Here is a 14,633-nt window from a genome sequence, read left to right on the forward strand (position 1 = left end):
GTTAATTTTCCTCCAAAACTTTTTTTATTTGTTTAATAAGATTATTTCTTTCTTCTGTATCATCTTCCACAACTGTTTTTACAGCTGCTTCTTCACTTCTCATTTCAATCATGGCTGTATTTTCGCCCCTGGTTTCAATGGAAGTAGCAACATAGGCTGGTGTCATATCTAAAATAGAAACTTCTAAGAGTTCTAATTCTTCAATAGATCGTTTTTGAACACCAGATTCGCCTTCTTCCCAGGAATCTTTTTCAGAAACAAAGCCAAATGACCAACCACGCAATTCTTTATTCCTTGCTTTCTCAATTATTTGTTCATCTGTAACTGTAGCGATGGCTCTTAAACCAATATTGTCTTCGTACAATTCCAGATTGCCATTTTCAATAGAACCAAGCTTTCTATTTTTGTTGTGATTAAAAAGCAAGTCCACATTCTTTGCTTTCTTTAACGCTTTTTCAAATGTCTTAGGAACAATTTTCTCTTTGAAATATCCCCTTGGTGAAGGCAACATTCGACTTTCCCTGTCCACAACATTTACGTAACCATCAAGTATGACTTGATTCCCTCGGACCTCAATTTTCATCATTTTCACATCCTTTCATTCCTAGAAATAGTTTTTCTGCTATCATTTGATGAGTAAGGAGGTGATCCCAATGATTTTATCTATCCAAACAGAAAAAGATTTTAAAGAAAATTTTGAGTTTGCTCACAAAACGTTAGCGTTTATTGACGAAATTGACATTGAAAATCGCGCCAAATTTCAATCCATTTCACAGATTTCTAAAACAAAGTATTTAATCCGTTTCAAAAGTTATTCTTTTTCTGGTTGTCAAGACTACAGCATAACAATTGAAGCAATATATTCGGAGAACCAATGGCTAATTTCTCTTTTGAATAAACCCGTAGATTAACAATTTTATAAAACAAATAGGGAGGCTTCTCTTGTTCTACTGAACACATCAAAATGCCATTTCCAGTCCTACAATTTCCAACTACCACATCGAACATTGTAGGACTTTTCTTATGAATTCTAATATCCATGTCTCCACAACTAACATGAATTGTATCTCCCTTCACGTTTAGTCACCTCCTTCCACTGAACCATCGGCCGCTTCTTTCTTACCGATTTCGGTTATATCATTTGAAATATAAATAGATTGTGATTCCTTTGTATTTTGTTTAGGGAATCCAAGCATATCGGCAACATTATCAGGTGAAGTAATAGCTGTACGCACAAGGTTGTAACCGATATTTGTCTTGTTGCTATAAGTAACAAAATCAAGAATATTTATCTTAAACTTAATTCGTTTCCCCGAATTTTGACCATAAAAAAGAAGACTCAAATGGTCTTCAAAATTTTTCATTATTGGTCTAACTGCCTTGTTATGGATATACATCATTGCTTTCTCAATATCTTCTTTGATTAGCTCTGTGTATGTATCCACATTTATGCCTAAATACTTACCTAAATCTTTTTTATATACATTTAGGTATGCTAGGGTCTTTTCGTCGTCTAACGGGCTTTTAAGTGTGTCTATTGAATACCCTTTTCCAAGAGGAATCATTTTTACAGACCTTGCTTCATCGATTGATTCCAGTTGATCTAAAATTGCATTGATTAATTTTGACTGCGCACCATTCTGTGGATTGATATGGGCATCTAAATTTAACAAGAATGCTAATAGTCCACCCTTTTTATATTTGTCAGTTAAAGTTTTCTCAGCTGACATAACGCCCTCAAGTGTATCTCTTCCCAAATCAAGAAGGCCTTTTCCTCTTAAATGATCTGCGCCAATATTTTTCACATGACGAATCATAAACGGAGGAATTTCGTGACCACCAATATTAAAATGCTCTACTAAATTATCATCTAACTCTGTAAATACATTTGAAGCTAAATGTATTTGAGCACCATTTAATACAGGGAACGTTTCTCCCTCGAGTAAATAAGTATTCGTCATTAATTTAATGAATTCAGATTGTGTAAGATAATCATTCGGATTCTTTAAAATACGAAGTGCAATATCATCTTTAGTTTCATTCCCAAATTCATCTTCCACAACAATATCAGCCAATACCATTTGATTACTGATGTCTTGTAACAACTCGGAAACATCGCTAGATTGTAAGATGTTTGAATCTGTAACATACACACCACCATAACGAATACTCTTCCCTAAAACATCATCAAGATAACCACGCTTTTCAGCCTTTTTAAATAAGTAATTTGAAAACCTATCCCTTAAACCCAATTTTTCACCGCCTCTCTATCGATAAATATCACCAATCAATTCATCCATACCTTCCTCTGTTATGCTATCCATAACCATCATCGTTTCTTTGTGAGCAACTAAAAAAGCAACAAATCCATCAATCTTCTTTTTGGACTGTCGCTTGCTCGGTGCTTTCATTCCATTGATATTTGTCACAACTACAACGTTAAGAGCGCAATAAACAAACAAAGGATTGTCGGTAATTAAACGCTTTTCATAAATTAGTATCTCTGAATCATCGAGCATTGCATTCATAACGTTCGGATACTGATTTACTGCAATACATTCTAAACCGAGATTTTCAAGCTTCTCTATTAACTTTTGAGACATCGCTGGATCATAGTTTATTTGTTGCACATCGTATAAATTCATGCATTCCACGATATATTCCATAACTTGATCTTGGTCAATCATCTTCCCATCACAAAACGTAGCAAAACCACGTTCAACCATATCTGTATATGGAACATTATCCTCTTTTTCTTTAAAATCAATATTCTCATTAGGAAGGAAATACATCTGTTTTACTTTTATAATTGACCTTCCTTCCTCATCATGTGAAGGGAAATTTAAACTTACGCATGTTAAATCTGTTGTTTTCGATAAGTCCAATCCTAAATAACAAATTTCACCTGTAAGATCACCCAAATCTTCCACAAGAACATGTTGTACTTGATCATGCTCAAAATAATTATCAGCACCATTTACGAAAACATTTAAGTGTTTGGAAAGGAACTCAGCTTTTGAATGTGCAGACTGTTTCGCCTTTTTGAACTCAATTTCAAGTGTTTCCATTGTAACGGAAACACCAATATTCGGGTTAACCATTTCCCAAACTTTACGATCTTCCCAATCATAATTTTTATTTGGCTCCCAGATTGCAACAAACAAAGAATCGTCATCGTCATTTTCCAAAACAAATTTCGCATACTTATAAACACGCATACCGACAGATGAAGCACCCTTACCAGCTGTTGAAATATTAAGCATTATCGGTTGTTCACGAGAAATCTGCGCTGACTTCAAGTTATCATACATGTCCATATTTTCCTGTGCATGGAGCTCGTCATTTAACACAAAATAAGGGTTCTTTCCTTCAAGACCCTTCGTGTTTTTCGTTAATACTTTGAATTTATTTTGATATGCAATTCCATTGATGCTATATCGGTACATAGCACCACTAACTGTTCCATTCACACCTTTATAAATTTGTGTATGCCGTGCCAGAGGTTCGGAGTTCTCTATCGCTTGTGCAATTGGTTCAGCTGCATTTTGCGCTTGTTCATAATCTGATGCCGCACAATAACAATCCGCTCCAAGTTCAAGTTCTCCATACATAGCATAGAGCAATGCACCTGCTGCGATAATAGTTTTTCCGTTCTTCTTTGGCACTTGAACATATGATTCACGAATAACACGGACTGTTTTTCCTTTTTCGTTTTTATGATACCAACCATACATATTCGCAAAAACAAACATTTCCCAAAGCTCTAATTCCATCAATTGACCTGCAAGTGGTCCTTTAACATGACGGATGAACGATTGAACGAAATCTAACATTTCATTCGCTCGATCTACATCAAACCAAATATCTTTACGCTTTTTCCACTTCTTATAACGTTCTACAGCAAGAATGATCGACTTCGGGTACTTCTTTTTATTACGCATGACGTTATTCGCATACTTATCAGCATAGTTAACGCCTGATGTAATAATCATTGGGTTTTCCGCCATTTATTCCGATGAGCTGCTAATTCGTCTTTAGGCTCATTAGATTGAATATTCCCTGCATTTTTAGGTGTCTTTTGTACACTTTTCCCCTTATTCGTCATTCCAAGAGCATCTAGCATTTTGTTTTTTTTATCGTTCCAAGTTTCAACTTGTTGAGCAAGTGGATGTTTCATTTCATTTGTTGCCCCAGCCTTGTTCTTATGCATTTTTGTGGCTGCAAATCCATCAGCTTTCCATTCATCAAACATAGTTTTATAAATGATAAAAGCATCTAAATAATTTTCGATTAATGGTTCTAATGAAGGTGTGAAATTGTCATCTTCAGTCAATAATTTTATGATTCTATTTCGTTCTTCATCTCTTGCAACATCCAGCATTTCCATCTTTTTCTTCTTTGACATTCGAGCCATTTTCACACCCCCCTTCATTTTTTGAAAATGGCGCAACTATTGATATGCCCCCTACGCTACCTATCCTCCCCAGAGGACAAATTTTAATTTTTGATAGGGGGGCTTCCGAAATAACTCGGAAAAACTTTTTTCGGTTTATCTTCATTTTCTTCGATTGTATGACAAACTGGACAAAGTAACCTTAAGTTATTTTCTTCTAATTTAAGAGTTGGGTCTTCTTTGATTGGTATTACGTGATGAACATGAGCACGTCTACCAAAGACAAACTGTCCACATCGTTGACAACATCCCTTCTCTCTTTCATATACCTTTGACCTGACATACTTCCATGCATCAGTACGATAAAATGGTTTGTTATCATGATGGTAGATGTTCTTCTTATCTTTCTTCTTCCTTGGCTTGTTACGCTTATGCTCTTCACAGTAACGTCCTTTGCTTATCTTGTTATGGCAGCCATTGAAGTCACAGTATTTCATGATAGTAAGTCAATGATATCTTCTTTCTTTTTAACATCAGCTGGAATCTCAATGCCTAGCTCATCAGCATACTCACGTAACTCTTTTATTGTCTTATTACTCAAGATAAGGTCTGTACCTGCTTCACCAATTGCCAACGTATCTTTAGTCAAATACCCTCCTGTTGAAAATCCTTTATCAGCAATCATACTCTCAGGATTAACAGTTACTTCAAATTCTGGTTCTTCATCTGTAGGAACAAATAGACTCTTCTTCTTTTCATTATCCCAATACTCTGTACCTGATATTGTTTTTCTTGTTTCAGTAATCAATTAGATTCACACTCCTTATAATTATTTTCTTTCTTCCAAGTCTCGAACTCTTCTTTAGCAAGACCCAATCCTTTATCTAACCATTGCAACTGTATCTTGTTTTGTTCCACAATCTCTGAGCTAGTTTTAATTGTTACTACAATCTGTTCTCTTCTTGCTTCTTGTTCCTTAATCCATGCATTCATTTGTTTTACATATATCTCTTCTGAATTCATTTACTTAACACCATCCTTTTCAAATGCGACACGTTTGCGCTTTTCTTTACCTAGATAACCTCAAGAACTCTCTCATACCATCTACAACCTCTTTATCGTTTTCAATAAGCCTACCTTTGACATAGATATCTCCATTACTTTTCAAAGTTACAATCTCTTGTTCACCAACTTTTAAAATGATACTGTCATGTGAAGTATCTCTTGCCAACTTATTTAAATCTCCATTATGAAATATAAGACTCATCTCTACACCACCTATGTAATTTTTTGCATAAGAAAAGCACCCGTTTTGGATGCTTTTTATAGTTTAAATTTTTCTACTGTATCTGTTAGCTCAACTGCTATTCCTAATAAGCTTTTTTTCGTTCCTGTTTCTGCTTCTTTCTTTTTAATAAGCCACTCTGGATAATTTAATTCTTCCAGTAGATTTCTGAAATGTTTTGGATTTACTTGTAGGATATCAGGATTTTTCCCGTTAAACCTTCGATATTTCATTAGTGCTTCTAATAATTCTTCATTTAACATGAATTATAGTTCCTCCCCTTATATTCTACGTTTATAACTATTCATTACTGTCTACAATGATTCCTGTAAATGATTCCATTTCTTATATAGTTTAAAAGGAGGCTGTTATGAAATTCTTAAAAATACTACTTATTCTCTTTGTTTTTATCATTCTTACATGGTTTTGGTTTCCTAAATAAAAAAGAGCAACCGTGCACCAGTTGCCCTTTCATCAATTCTTTATGTTATTACTATAAACTCTTTTTGCAATAGTTAACATGAACTGAAGTGAACTTAACATTTTGTTAACTTAACTTCTGAGCATATTCAATCATACGCTTTATTTGCGCGTGTTTATTATAGATATAGCGCGGACTATAATGTAACTCTTCAGCAAGCTTTTCCAATGTTTTGCCCTCCACATACTTACCATACATGATCTTGTGTTCCAAACCATGGAATGTACTAATTACCTTTTTGAAATCAAACATGTCATTCATTTTTAAAGCTAATTCATGTTCACGAGTAGCAATACGATCTTCTAGTTTCGCTCCTTCTGATTCAGCTGTTAAACGTACTTCCCACAAATCACCACCAGCCCAGCGTTTTAATTCTCGTTTACTTCTATATAAGTCATTTTCCAAATAAATGATTTCATCTTCTAATTTTTGATAATCCTTTAGCCACTCTAACATTATGTGTGCCACCTCACTTATTTTAAGATGCCAGCTTGCACAAAAATATTTCTCCATGCATTTGTAACTCTCTCCTTATCCATTGCTCTTGCGCGACGGTCAATGGCTTTTTTTATCTTCTTTTTCTTTAAGTTAGCCACATCAACACTTCCTTCTCTCTATTGTTTTAATCAAATCTTATTAAACGCTATTTACAGCCTGAATGAGCGGTTTTAGCACTTCCTAGACTTATTGTATTCTCAATTAAAAACAAGCCTTTTCTTACGTGATTTTAGCATCCCATTCATTCGAACTGTTGTTCTTTGACTAGCACCTCACGCAAGTCATTAATCGTTATATCCTTCTCAAGTAAATCTTCCTCTTGTACATGGTAATTACGAACTTTTTCAACTGCTTTTTCCATTGTTTCCGCTTCAACAACTGCTTCATACATCTTCATTTGAGTAAAGGTAACATTGAATGTTTTCATTTCGTCCTCCCTTTCTATTCGTTGCGATAGGTAAGACTTTGAAGCTATCTCCATCTTTTCCCCCGCTTAGCACTGTACGTGCGACTTTCATCGCATACAGCGCCCCATCTTATCCTTTTAGTCTAAAGCAACCAGATTACAAACAATGTTGTACTCACCAACGTATTCATTCCCTTTTCTTACGAAAAGTCACATCATCTTACTCGATCCTGTGAGTTACATCTAATTGATTTAGTTTTCAAAGAACAAGACTAGGGACTATCCCTCCACATTCGTTACATGCTTCGTCGGTACTATGTCCCCACCTTCACGAGAATAAAGTAATTTCGGTTCGTTAGAACCTTATATGCACCTGTCTGCTAGTAGGCGTTGATGACAGTTTCTCGCTTACCACGTTCCGATTGACCTAGCTATACATATATCCTTAGGTGCTTGCTGTAAGCCTGTTATCTTTACATCCTCATCGTTGGAAGTTCCGAATTTCATATTATTTAATCTTACTTTTCGGTAGATAACGTCGTCGTTGACGACATACACATTTCTAATGTATCAATCCTTTAGACCCGTACATTCGCAAGTTCGTCAGTCCGTTTGGACATTCTCACCGTAGATATTTTGTAGCATCCCGACCTATCCATCACCATATGATTTCTCACTTAGGTTTTGTTCAGCCGACTTCACCTAGCTTCATACAATTTGTGACTACTATCACGCCTTGCATGTAGGAGTATCAGATAAGTAGTTTCAGCTCAACCTGACGGCTTTCATTCCTACTTTCAGTCAATCAGTTGTTGTTATCAATTTGATAACTCTCCTATTTCGTGTTTACACACTTATAAGGAAACGTGTCGCGCAAATAAGAATTTTATTTAAATTTCATTAACTGTTTTCCCCATTTTACATATAGTAATATCATCCAAGTGAATACCTAGATTGCTCTGGACCAGCTTCCTGGTGTTCCTGGTGCACCTGTTACGAAGAACTCGTTTATAACCAGCGGGTTCTTTTATTTATTCATCACAAAATAACTATTTTGTCCAGATTTCTAATAGCTCTAAATTCTCATAGATATTACCTTTTACATGATTTAGGTTTAATTCACTCCACAGCAATTCAGCATGATCCACTCCGTTACAAATCCCCCAAGCGCCTTCCATCTGCTTAACTGCTCCTGTGAATCCATCTGTTTCTTCCATACGATCATGAAATTCTTGATAGACAATGTCCCCTTCGTAAATTTCTTTACCTTTTACATCCTTAATTCCCGTGTATTGAAGTTGCTCAACATCTTTTAAAGGAGAGATGTACGCCGCATAACAAATACCATCAACGTTATGTGCTAATTGCACTCTTTCTTTAGCGAAGTCTATAAATCCGACTTCATACATTTTCTCCATTACTTTGTCCCATGCTCGAAACTTAATATCGTCCATCTCCATTTCCCTTTACGAATAATCTTTTCCACATTACACATACTATCTACGAGTCAGCTACACTCTTTCAAAACGGAGTTTTACCCCTCCGGACTGTTTAGGCACATGGCAGGTGATTTGGTCAATTACCTGCCATTCCGATTAAAATAACACTTTGGTTTAGTTTTCTTTCCCACTCTCACCTTGACGTAAATGAATATTCTATTTTTTATGATTCAATCATGAAGCTCCCCCTCTTTACCGAACTGAACAGCACTTTTATTTATTTTTGTCAGAATACGACTAACTTGAACTTGACTACACCCTATTTCATTTGCAATGTTTTGTTGTGTCCTGTTCTGTAGGCTCATATCTAATACGATGTGTTCTTTATGTGATAATTGAGATTTAAATGCCTGTATCACCATTCTATTAATCGATACATCCTCAACGTTTTCTGCTTTTTTATCCTCTAGCATGCTTTCCAAGGTTAATTCTTCATTCCCGTTAGACTGGTGTACAACTTTATTCAAGGACTGTGTACCTGGTTGATAATGTAATGCGTTGCTTACTACGGATACATCTTCATTTAGGATACTTGCTATTTCTTCTGGAATTTCATCTTCTAGGTTTTGTCTCAGAATTTTCCCCTTTATACTGTATACACTTCGTTGCACTTTCACCTTTTGATAATCTCGAATGGCTCGGCCAATCTCACCTATGATTTTAGGAACAGCATACGTTGAAAATTTACAGCCATACTCAAGATCAAAATTATCCCTTGCTTTAATAAGACCTATCATCCCAAATTGAGTTAAGTCCTCTATATCTAAACCCGTATCATGTTCTATACTCTTCATTTTTTTCGCATACCGTTTCCAAACGCAATGATGCACAAGCCTTTCATACTTCTTCATAAATTCAGCATCTGACATTTCTCGAACGGTAGCTCCAGCTTTTACTTGGTCTCTTTCTTTAGTCATTTTTTGGATTCTCCTTCTTCAAAGTTAGGAAAGTGTTTTTCTTGTAACCTTGCAAAGGCTACCGAAAGTTCCTCTTTAGCTGAATGTTTATTGTCTTCTAACACTTTTTTAAAATCATCCAAAAAATCACGTACTCTTTCATCAGTTTTCGCTTTAATTATTAATTTCCACAGCAATTCTTTAATGCCATCAAGTATTTCTCCACTCTTATTATTTGCCATTACCTCGCACTCCCTGCCGTAATTGGAATTTTATAACACCCTTCTCTTAACCGATCTAAAATACGTCCACCTTGTAAATGGCCCAGACGTTCCTGTAGTTCCTCATCACTACAGTTACTTGTAATAATCATTCGTCTCCACGTACTGTATCGATAATCAACAATCGTATATAAAAACTCTGCTGCAAACTCTGAAGGCTTTTCTGCTCCTAAATCATCTAGTACTAATACATCGCACTTCATGAGTAATGCCATAATTTCCGCTTTACTTTCCTTATCACTGCTAAATGTAGAGCGTATCCTATCTAACAGTTGTGTCACGTTATATACAATCACTTTAGGACCCATACTCTCTAAAGTGTGTTTAATCGAATAACAAAGTCTTGTTTTTCCAGATCCGAATCCACCTTGTAAAAACAGCCCTTTTTCTTGCTTTTTTGAGATATTTTCAATAAAGTACCTTGCACCTTTAACTGCCTTCTCGACGCCCGCTCTCATTTCAAAGTTCTCAAGTGTAGCAGCGATATATCTTTCTGGCGTTGGCATTAAATATCGATTTTGTTCCCCTTGCTGCATTCTCTTTTGTGCTGTCTCTACAACATCCTGATATCTAATTTCATCTTGATCCGCAGATGGTTTCCTAAAGCATTTAGGGCATACTGGTTGCACTTTCCCCGTGGAATTAACCCCTGGTACTTTGGCGCCTTTTAAATGCTTTAATAAGTAGATAGGCAACTGCATCATCGGAACGAATATTTTACAAGTTTTGCACCATGCACCCTCTTCAAGTGACATAGCCTTCATTAATTCCTCTACACTGACTGAGTTTCTCACATCTCGATCACTACTGAACACTCTTTGAAAAAGTTCTTCTCTCCCCATTTAGCACACCCCTAGAATGGCAAATCATCTTGTTCCTCTGCTTCTTTTTGGAAATGTTCCAACCGTTCCTCAGCAGACATTTCCGAATGTTGCTTTGTTTTTGGTTTGCTATTTAAGTAGCTTTCAAACTTTGTTCCAAATAGTGTTTCAGGTCTTAAATATTCATCCCATTTTGCATCTCCAAACCAATGAGATTTCTTTATGTCAATTACTTTCTTGAACTGTTCAACTGTATAGCCTTCAGCTAATCTCGCTTTTATTAATGTTTGAGTTTTTTTAGTTGAGGTACGATAACTTTTATTACATGTAGTGTTGAGATAGTTTACTATCTCGACTATATATTCTGTAATCTCTGTAGATAGTCTCTGTGTATTCTCTGGTATTGGTCTGGTCAAATTGTCCGGTAGCACATGGTCACTTTTACCACTTCGTCTAGTCAAATTGTCCACATCGTTTACCGTTTCGAGCGAACGTAATTTATCATAATCAATGGTGTACCATTTAGTTTTATCGAATTTCATCTTGTTGTAATTACCAGTCAATAAAATCTTGGTTTCTTCTAAATTTTTTAAAATACGTCTAATTGTCTTTTCACTCCAAAACGGAAATTGTTTAGACCATTCAACAGCACTGTTATATATCCAACGTCTTTCATCATAAAAATGATTAGAACGATTTAACCAGTAATGTATTTGTTGTAAAAAGACCGCTTCATTTAACCCGATACTCTTTGCTAACGATGGAAGAACTAATAATGGTTCTTCGTTGATGATTAATTTACTCATATAGGCACCTCTTATATTTAAGGGGCATAATCATGCCCCTCTTTTCATAAACTGGACATGTATGTTATAATTTTTCTAAGTATTTTTTCATGGGTATTTCAGTAGGGTAACTTGTTGGCGCAAGTTACTTTTTTAATTGCTTTCATCATCCTCTATAACTCCTAAAATATTGCCTTCTAAATCTTCAACTGTTCTATACATAGTTAATCCCAAATCATTTTTAAGGAAATCGTTTATCTTTTCTTTCGCTTTTGGTGAATTGTCTATAAAATCCAAAATCACGTTATTTACCGCCCAATAGAAAGGCATTTCATAAGATGGGCAATCATATATACCTCTCATTCGCCCTTTTAGATGTCTATATTCCAGTCCTCTATGCAAGGCATATTCCATAAATGTTTTAAAAGTTTTTTGCTGTTCTTTATCTTCTCGATATTCTTTATATAGCCGTTGACCTTCTATTGCATTCCCTCCAAGAAGAGCACACACCTCATCGACACTAAAATCCCAAACATGAATAATATCTATAACCTGCTTACCTATACTTAAAGTTTGCTCCTTCACTCTATATAAAACATTGTTAACCTCATTAATGAAAAGTAGTTTTTCACTGGCACGTTGTATTTCCATAATCTCCATTAACCATTCATGCTGTTTTTGTAAACTTCTCTTTCGGTCATACAATTCGTCCATATCTTTAAAATTCGACTTTAGCCATCGCTTGTACCAAGCAATTGCATTAAAAACAATCATTTTATAGGGATATTCATTCCACTCTTCACCAAAAACTTTAAAAAACTCGACTTGATGGGTCATTTTACCTTTTCCAAATGTTTCAGAAACAAAATGCATTTGATTATCACACGAATAAACGCAGATGTACTCACCCTTATATTCTTTAAAAAGAAAAACATTTTTTAATTGCTCCACCTGTAATTGATCAGGAACTAACCTAAGTTGTTTTGCTTTCTTTTCAATACTTCTAAACACTTCTTTGTTTGTTATCATCTCCACGTGATGGTCCTCCTTTTAGATAATTAGATCATCGGTCTCCAGCCCTCAATAAATTTTAAAGCCTCATCAAAATCTTTCTTTAAAATATCTCGATAGCTATTCACATCAAATGCATCTTTTAAATTCTTACCTAACAAACCAAACAACTTACGTGTAGTGCCATGAACCTCTTTATCAATATGGCCTTGTTCCCATAGGAAATAGATACGTCTACCTTTTGCCTTCTCTATTACTCGTTGTTGTCCAAAATCAATAGTTAATTGTTCTTCAATAACATGTTCTAACTTGCTAACTCGATTGTTTAAGTTGGTTGTTCCTGCTGCAATTAGTTCGATTTGTTTGAATGGGTCAGTAGGGATTTCATTTTGCTTTTTTATATGTTGTTCCATTTGATGAAATCGTTCTATGTAAGAAGCAGAAAACAATGTCCCTTTCTTACCTGTCATTTTATGAGCAATTAATTCGCAGCCTTTTTTCGTGATGTTATAACATGGGCGCGCCTCATTTTTCTTATCTAAATACGTTCTTTGCCTAAAATATTCAACCACCTGACTTTTCAGGGCGTCATCTTCACTTAGATAACCTATATGCGTTTTGATATCTGCCATTAAATTATCATGCCGCTTCCCTACCATCTTTGCTACTTCCAAACTTGATAATGTTGCTTGTTCATTTACTGGTGTTAATTGGTCCATATAAAATCCTCCTCATTTTTAATAATGCTTGTCCATCCTACGCACTTGGAATGACTCGTATTGAGTTCGTATGACGATGAACTAAATGTAATTCCCCATCTACCTTTTTAAAAATTAACCAACTCTCAGGATTCAATTTGTATGATTTAAGGTGCACCTTTTCACGCTTGGTTAACTTTTTACCGTTTTTCATTAAAATCCCCCTCTAATCACTTCGCAAATAGTTCGTCTACTGTTGTTTTAAAATGTTTTGCGAGTAATTTTGCTTCTGTAAGAGTAAAATCACGTTTCCCTTTTTCTTTTAAGTAATATGTTTGCTGGCATATATTTACCAACTTCCCAGCATCCTCTTGTGTCATACGATGTTCTCTTCGAAGAATAAATAGGTTTTTATACATCTCGCTCATCATCCTTTATAAACTTTTCAATTGGCTTGTCCAAAAAACAAACTGCTAAAGGAACTATACAAATCACAAGTGCGACTATCATCAACGAAAACGTGCTTTCCTCTATCATTTTGTTATCGCCTCCTTTCAGTTACCTTAAGAATTTTGTTTTTTCTTTTGGTAATAATCTCGCATGTAATCGTTTCTTTTAGCTTTATTTTTCTGATACCAATTGCGATTGTAATCATTCTTAATTTCGCTTTCTTCCATATTCATTTTCTGCGCCACTTTTTTCCAATATCGTTCCTGAGTTGCTTTAACCTTTTCTTTATTAGCCGCTCTCCAGGCTCGCATGTAAGCCTTTTTTGCTTCTCGAGCAGATAAGTCTTTTTCATTATCCACACTATATACCTCCCTATACTTTGCTATAAGCAAAGTTATTGACAGAAAACAAATTTGCTTATAGCAAAGTTTTTGTTTGTCTTTTTCTCTTTATCTTTCTTTTGTTAAACACATTGTACAATTAAATTTGCTTGTTGCAAAGTATTTTTTCTAAAAAAATAAAAAAAACTTGTCTTTAAGCAAAGTTTTATTGTACATTATATATAACAAAGAGAGAAATAAACGTAAAGTTAAAAGGAGGTTTAATAATGTCTGAAACTATTGGTAGTCGTATTAAAGAGGTTCGTAAATCTTTAAAAATGAAACAAAATGAACTTGCAGATGCTGTCGGTGTAAACTACACAATGATTTCGCTATATGAATCAAATAAACGTGAACCTAGTAGGGAAACGGTAGAAAATATAGCTCGTGTTACCAACGTTTCCGCTGATTATATTATGGGGCTTTCAAAGCATAAAACTTTTGATGAAGAAACATCAAAAAAAATAACAGATGATGTTGAAGATATCATGAAACGTATTAATCAGCTTCCTGCTGATAAACGAAGCAAAATTATAAATATGATCAATGATCTATAAAAAAAGAACTTGGCAGATTAACTTCCACCAAGTTCTTTTTTTATTTTGATTATTTTTTCAATTGCATCTTGATCTCCTTTATATGCAAGTTCAACTAACTCACTTATTTTTTCTTTAACATCTACTCCTACTGTTTTTAGCATCAAAACCCCTCCTTTTTATATTGGTAAAAATTTACGGTTGTTTTTTTGT

The 14,633-nt window shown here is 34.9% G+C and carries 26 protein-coding genes; 2 read left to right on the forward strand and 24 right to left on the reverse strand.

Going from position 1 to position 14,633, the window contains the following annotated elements; genetic code table 11:
* Position 1 precedes the first annotated feature (1 nt).
* Positions 2-583: an HK97 family phage prohead protease gene (locus PSR14_RS26595; RefSeq protein ID WP_000687903.1), complete on the reverse strand. Its 582-nt coding sequence runs from the start codon at positions 581-583 to the stop codon at positions 2-4.
* 70 nt (positions 584-653) lie between these two features.
* Between PSR14_RS26595 and PSR14_RS26600 the strand changes: the two genes are divergently transcribed.
* Positions 654-911: a hypothetical protein gene (locus PSR14_RS26600; RefSeq protein ID WP_098487724.1), complete on the forward strand. Its 258-nt coding sequence runs from the start codon at positions 654-656 to the stop codon at positions 909-911.
* Between the two features lie 168 nt (positions 912-1,079).
* On the opposite strand, the gene PSR14_RS26605 is transcribed toward PSR14_RS26600, so the two are convergent.
* The 22 genes from PSR14_RS26605 to PSR14_RS26710 form a co-directional block, all read right to left on the reverse strand.
* Positions 1,080-2,252 (reverse strand): phage portal protein, encoded by a 1,173-nt coding sequence (locus tag PSR14_RS26605; RefSeq protein WP_098487722.1) that lies wholly within the window; start codon positions 2,250-2,252, stop codon positions 1,080-1,082.
* Between the two features lie 15 nt (positions 2,253-2,267).
* Positions 2,268-3,992, reverse strand: a complete 1,725-nt coding sequence (locus PSR14_RS26610) for a terminase large subunit (protein ID WP_098487721.1) — start codon at positions 3,990-3,992, stop codon at positions 2,268-2,270.
* On the reverse strand, positions 3,989-4,414 hold the full coding sequence (locus tag PSR14_RS26615; RefSeq protein WP_113733050.1) for a P27 family phage terminase small subunit: 426 nt from the start codon (positions 4,412-4,414) through the stop codon (positions 3,989-3,991). The genes PSR14_RS26610 and PSR14_RS26615 overlap by 4 nt, the downstream gene beginning before the upstream one ends.
* Before the next feature lie 83 nt (positions 4,415-4,497).
* The gene (locus PSR14_RS26620; protein ID WP_038413837.1) at positions 4,498-4,890 is read right to left on the reverse strand and encodes an HNH endonuclease; all 393 of its coding nucleotides are present in this window, start codon (positions 4,888-4,890) and stop codon (positions 4,498-4,500) included.
* A complete protein-coding gene (locus tag PSR14_RS26625) occupies positions 4,887-5,201 on the reverse strand; it encodes a Rho termination factor N-terminal domain-containing protein (RefSeq protein WP_098487720.1) in 315 nt (104 codons plus the stop codon). Before PSR14_RS26625 ends, PSR14_RS26620 begins: the two co-directional genes overlap by 4 nt.
* Positions 5,198-5,416 carry a hypothetical protein gene (locus tag PSR14_RS26630; RefSeq protein WP_098487719.1) on the reverse strand — a complete coding sequence of 73 codons (219 nt, stop codon included), beginning with the start codon at positions 5,414-5,416 and terminating at the stop codon, positions 5,198-5,200. Before PSR14_RS26630 ends, PSR14_RS26625 begins: the two co-directional genes overlap by 4 nt.
* Before the next feature lie 46 nt (positions 5,417-5,462).
* Complete coding sequence (locus PSR14_RS26635) at positions 5,463-5,660, reverse strand: hypothetical protein (protein ID WP_098487718.1); 198 nt, start codon at positions 5,658-5,660, stop codon at positions 5,463-5,465.
* Between the two features lie 56 nt (positions 5,661-5,716).
* Positions 5,717-5,941 carry a hypothetical protein gene (locus PSR14_RS26640; RefSeq protein ID WP_000930965.1) on the reverse strand — a complete coding sequence of 75 codons (225 nt, stop codon included), beginning with the start codon at positions 5,939-5,941 and terminating at the stop codon, positions 5,717-5,719.
* Between the two features lie 284 nt (positions 5,942-6,225).
* Complete coding sequence (locus tag PSR14_RS26645; RefSeq protein ID WP_000895343.1) at positions 6,226-6,615, reverse strand: hypothetical protein; 390 nt, start codon at positions 6,613-6,615, stop codon at positions 6,226-6,228.
* Between the two features lie 17 nt (positions 6,616-6,632).
* On the reverse strand, positions 6,633-6,755 hold the full coding sequence (locus PSR14_RS26650; RefSeq protein WP_001284975.1) for a DUF3983 domain-containing protein: 123 nt from the start codon (positions 6,753-6,755) through the stop codon (positions 6,633-6,635).
* A gap of 143 nt (positions 6,756-6,898) precedes the next feature.
* Complete coding sequence (locus tag PSR14_RS26655; protein WP_098487717.1) at positions 6,899-7,084, reverse strand: hypothetical protein; 186 nt, start codon at positions 7,082-7,084, stop codon at positions 6,899-6,901.
* 1,028 nt (positions 7,085-8,112) lie between these two features.
* Positions 8,113-8,517: a YopX family protein gene (locus PSR14_RS26660; protein WP_098487716.1), complete on the reverse strand. Its 405-nt coding sequence runs from the start codon at positions 8,515-8,517 to the stop codon at positions 8,113-8,115.
* A gap of 215 nt (positions 8,518-8,732) precedes the next feature.
* Positions 8,733-9,479, reverse strand: coding sequence for a sigma-70 family RNA polymerase sigma factor (locus PSR14_RS26665; protein ID WP_098487715.1), 747 nt, complete (start codon positions 9,477-9,479; stop codon positions 8,733-8,735).
* A complete protein-coding gene (locus PSR14_RS26670) occupies positions 9,476-9,700 on the reverse strand; it encodes a hypothetical protein (RefSeq protein WP_098487714.1) in 225 nt (74 codons plus the stop codon). Before PSR14_RS26670 ends, PSR14_RS26665 begins: the two co-directional genes overlap by 4 nt.
* The gene (locus PSR14_RS26675) at positions 9,700-10,581 is read right to left on the reverse strand and encodes an ATP-binding protein (protein ID WP_098487713.1); all 882 of its coding nucleotides are present in this window, start codon (positions 10,579-10,581) and stop codon (positions 9,700-9,702) included. The genes PSR14_RS26670 and PSR14_RS26675 overlap by 1 nt, the downstream gene beginning before the upstream one ends.
* A gap of 11 nt (positions 10,582-10,592) precedes the next feature.
* A complete protein-coding gene (locus PSR14_RS26680; RefSeq protein ID WP_098487712.1) occupies positions 10,593-11,366 on the reverse strand; it encodes a conserved phage C-terminal domain-containing protein in 774 nt (257 codons plus the stop codon).
* 132 nt (positions 11,367-11,498) lie between these two features.
* Complete coding sequence (locus PSR14_RS26685) at positions 11,499-12,374, reverse strand: hypothetical protein (protein WP_257147402.1); 876 nt, start codon at positions 12,372-12,374, stop codon at positions 11,499-11,501.
* Positions 12,375-12,403: 29 nt separating this feature from the next.
* Positions 12,404-13,075, reverse strand: coding sequence for a Rha family transcriptional regulator (locus PSR14_RS26690; RefSeq protein WP_098487710.1), 672 nt, complete (start codon positions 13,073-13,075; stop codon positions 12,404-12,406).
* Between the two features lie 37 nt (positions 13,076-13,112).
* Complete coding sequence (locus tag PSR14_RS26695; protein ID WP_000788372.1) at positions 13,113-13,268, reverse strand: DUF6906 family protein; 156 nt, start codon at positions 13,266-13,268, stop codon at positions 13,113-13,115.
* A 16-nt stretch (positions 13,269-13,284) separates the two neighbouring features.
* The gene (locus PSR14_RS26700) at positions 13,285-13,473 is read right to left on the reverse strand and encodes a helix-turn-helix transcriptional regulator (RefSeq protein WP_000277641.1); all 189 of its coding nucleotides are present in this window, start codon (positions 13,471-13,473) and stop codon (positions 13,285-13,287) included.
* Complete coding sequence (locus PSR14_RS26705; RefSeq protein WP_000568869.1) at positions 13,466-13,591, reverse strand: hypothetical protein; 126 nt, start codon at positions 13,589-13,591, stop codon at positions 13,466-13,468. The genes PSR14_RS26700 and PSR14_RS26705 overlap by 8 nt, the downstream gene beginning before the upstream one ends.
* 26 nt (positions 13,592-13,617) lie before the next feature.
* The gene (locus tag PSR14_RS26710; RefSeq protein WP_000368215.1) at positions 13,618-13,863 is read right to left on the reverse strand and encodes a hypothetical protein; all 246 of its coding nucleotides are present in this window, start codon (positions 13,861-13,863) and stop codon (positions 13,618-13,620) included.
* Between the two features lie 248 nt (positions 13,864-14,111).
* Here PSR14_RS26710 and PSR14_RS26715 point away from each other — a divergent pair, with 248 nt between their 5' ends.
* The gene (locus PSR14_RS26715; protein WP_000004989.1) at positions 14,112-14,441 is read left to right on the forward strand and encodes a helix-turn-helix domain-containing protein; all 330 of its coding nucleotides are present in this window, start codon (positions 14,112-14,114) and stop codon (positions 14,439-14,441) included.
* A gap of 17 nt (positions 14,442-14,458) precedes the next feature.
* On the opposite strand, the gene PSR14_RS26720 is transcribed toward PSR14_RS26715, so the two are convergent.
* On the reverse strand, positions 14,459-14,584 hold the full coding sequence (locus PSR14_RS26720) for a hypothetical protein (protein ID WP_000921419.1): 126 nt from the start codon (positions 14,582-14,584) through the stop codon (positions 14,459-14,461).
* Between the last annotated feature and the right edge of the window lie 49 nt (positions 14,585-14,633).

This window comes from Bacillus sp. A01H (assembly GCF_045277205.1).
GTDB lineage: Bacteria > Bacillota > Bacilli > Bacillales > Bacillaceae_G > Bacillus_A > Bacillus_A paranthracis.

What these genes read in the sequence shown, in the direction of transcription:
- PSR14_RS26645 (WP_000895343.1), bottom strand. Translation starts at nt 6,615, where the DNA reads ATGTTAGAGTGGCTAAAGGATTATCAAAAATTAGAAGATGAAATCATT.
- PSR14_RS26670 (WP_098487714.1), bottom strand. Translation starts at nt 9,700, where the DNA reads ATGGCAAATAATAAGAGTGGAGAAATACTTGATGGCATTAAAGAATTG.
- PSR14_RS26630 (WP_098487719.1), bottom strand. Translation starts at nt 5,416, where the DNA reads ATGAATTCAGAAGAGATATATGTAAAACAAATGAATGCATGGATTAAG.
- PSR14_RS26695 (WP_000788372.1), bottom strand. Translation starts at nt 13,268, where the DNA reads ATGAAAAACGGTAAAAAGTTAACCAAGCGTGAAAAGGTGCACCTTAAA.
- PSR14_RS26665 (WP_098487715.1), bottom strand. Translation starts at nt 9,479, where the DNA reads ATGACTAAAGAAAGAGACCAAGTAAAAGCTGGAGCTACCGTTCGAGAA.
- PSR14_RS26705 (WP_000568869.1), bottom strand. Translation starts at nt 13,591, where the DNA reads ATGATAGAGGAAAGCACGTTTTCGTTGATGATAGTCGCACTTGTGATT.
- PSR14_RS26660 (WP_098487716.1), bottom strand. Translation starts at nt 8,517, where the DNA reads ATGGACGATATTAAGTTTCGAGCATGGGACAAAGTAATGGAGAAAATG.
- PSR14_RS26595 (WP_000687903.1), bottom strand. Translation starts at nt 583, where the DNA reads ATGAAAATTGAGGTCCGAGGGAATCAAGTCATACTTGATGGTTACGTA.
- PSR14_RS26620 (WP_038413837.1), bottom strand. Translation starts at nt 4,890, where the DNA reads ATGAAATACTGTGACTTCAATGGCTGCCATAACAAGATAAGCAAAGGA.
- PSR14_RS26600 (WP_098487724.1), top strand. Translation starts at nt 654, where the DNA reads ATGATTTTATCTATCCAAACAGAAAAAGATTTTAAAGAAAATTTTGAG.
- PSR14_RS26715 (WP_000004989.1), top strand. Translation starts at nt 14,112, where the DNA reads ATGTCTGAAACTATTGGTAGTCGTATTAAAGAGGTTCGTAAATCTTTA.
- PSR14_RS26640 (WP_000930965.1), bottom strand. Translation starts at nt 5,941, where the DNA reads ATGTTAAATGAAGAATTATTAGAAGCACTAATGAAATATCGAAGGTTT.
- PSR14_RS26720 (WP_000921419.1), bottom strand. Translation starts at nt 14,584, where the DNA reads ATGCTAAAAACAGTAGGAGTAGATGTTAAAGAAAAAATAAGTGAGTTA.
- PSR14_RS26700 (WP_000277641.1), bottom strand. Translation starts at nt 13,473, where the DNA reads ATGTATAAAAACCTATTTATTCTTCGAAGAGAACATCGTATGACACAA.
- PSR14_RS26615 (WP_113733050.1), bottom strand. Translation starts at nt 4,414, where the DNA reads ATGGCTCGAATGTCAAAGAAGAAAAAGATGGAAATGCTGGATGTTGCA.
- PSR14_RS26655 (WP_098487717.1), bottom strand. Translation starts at nt 7,084, where the DNA reads ATGAAAACATTCAATGTTACCTTTACTCAAATGAAGATGTATGAAGCA.
- PSR14_RS26680 (WP_098487712.1), bottom strand. Translation starts at nt 11,366, where the DNA reads ATGAGTAAATTAATCATCAACGAAGAACCATTATTAGTTCTTCCATCG.
- PSR14_RS26635 (WP_098487718.1), bottom strand. Translation starts at nt 5,660, where the DNA reads ATGAGTCTTATATTTCATAATGGAGATTTAAATAAGTTGGCAAGAGAT.
- PSR14_RS26685 (WP_257147402.1), bottom strand. Translation starts at nt 12,374, where the DNA reads ATGATAACAAACAAAGAAGTGTTTAGAAGTATTGAAAAGAAAGCAAAA.
- PSR14_RS26690 (WP_098487710.1), bottom strand. Translation starts at nt 13,075, where the DNA reads ATGGACCAATTAACACCAGTAAATGAACAAGCAACATTATCAAGTTTG.
- PSR14_RS26675 (WP_098487713.1), bottom strand. Translation starts at nt 10,581, where the DNA reads ATGGGGAGAGAAGAACTTTTTCAAAGAGTGTTCAGTAGTGATCGAGAT.
- PSR14_RS26610 (WP_098487721.1), bottom strand. Translation starts at nt 3,992, where the DNA reads ATGATTATTACATCAGGCGTTAACTATGCTGATAAGTATGCGAATAAC.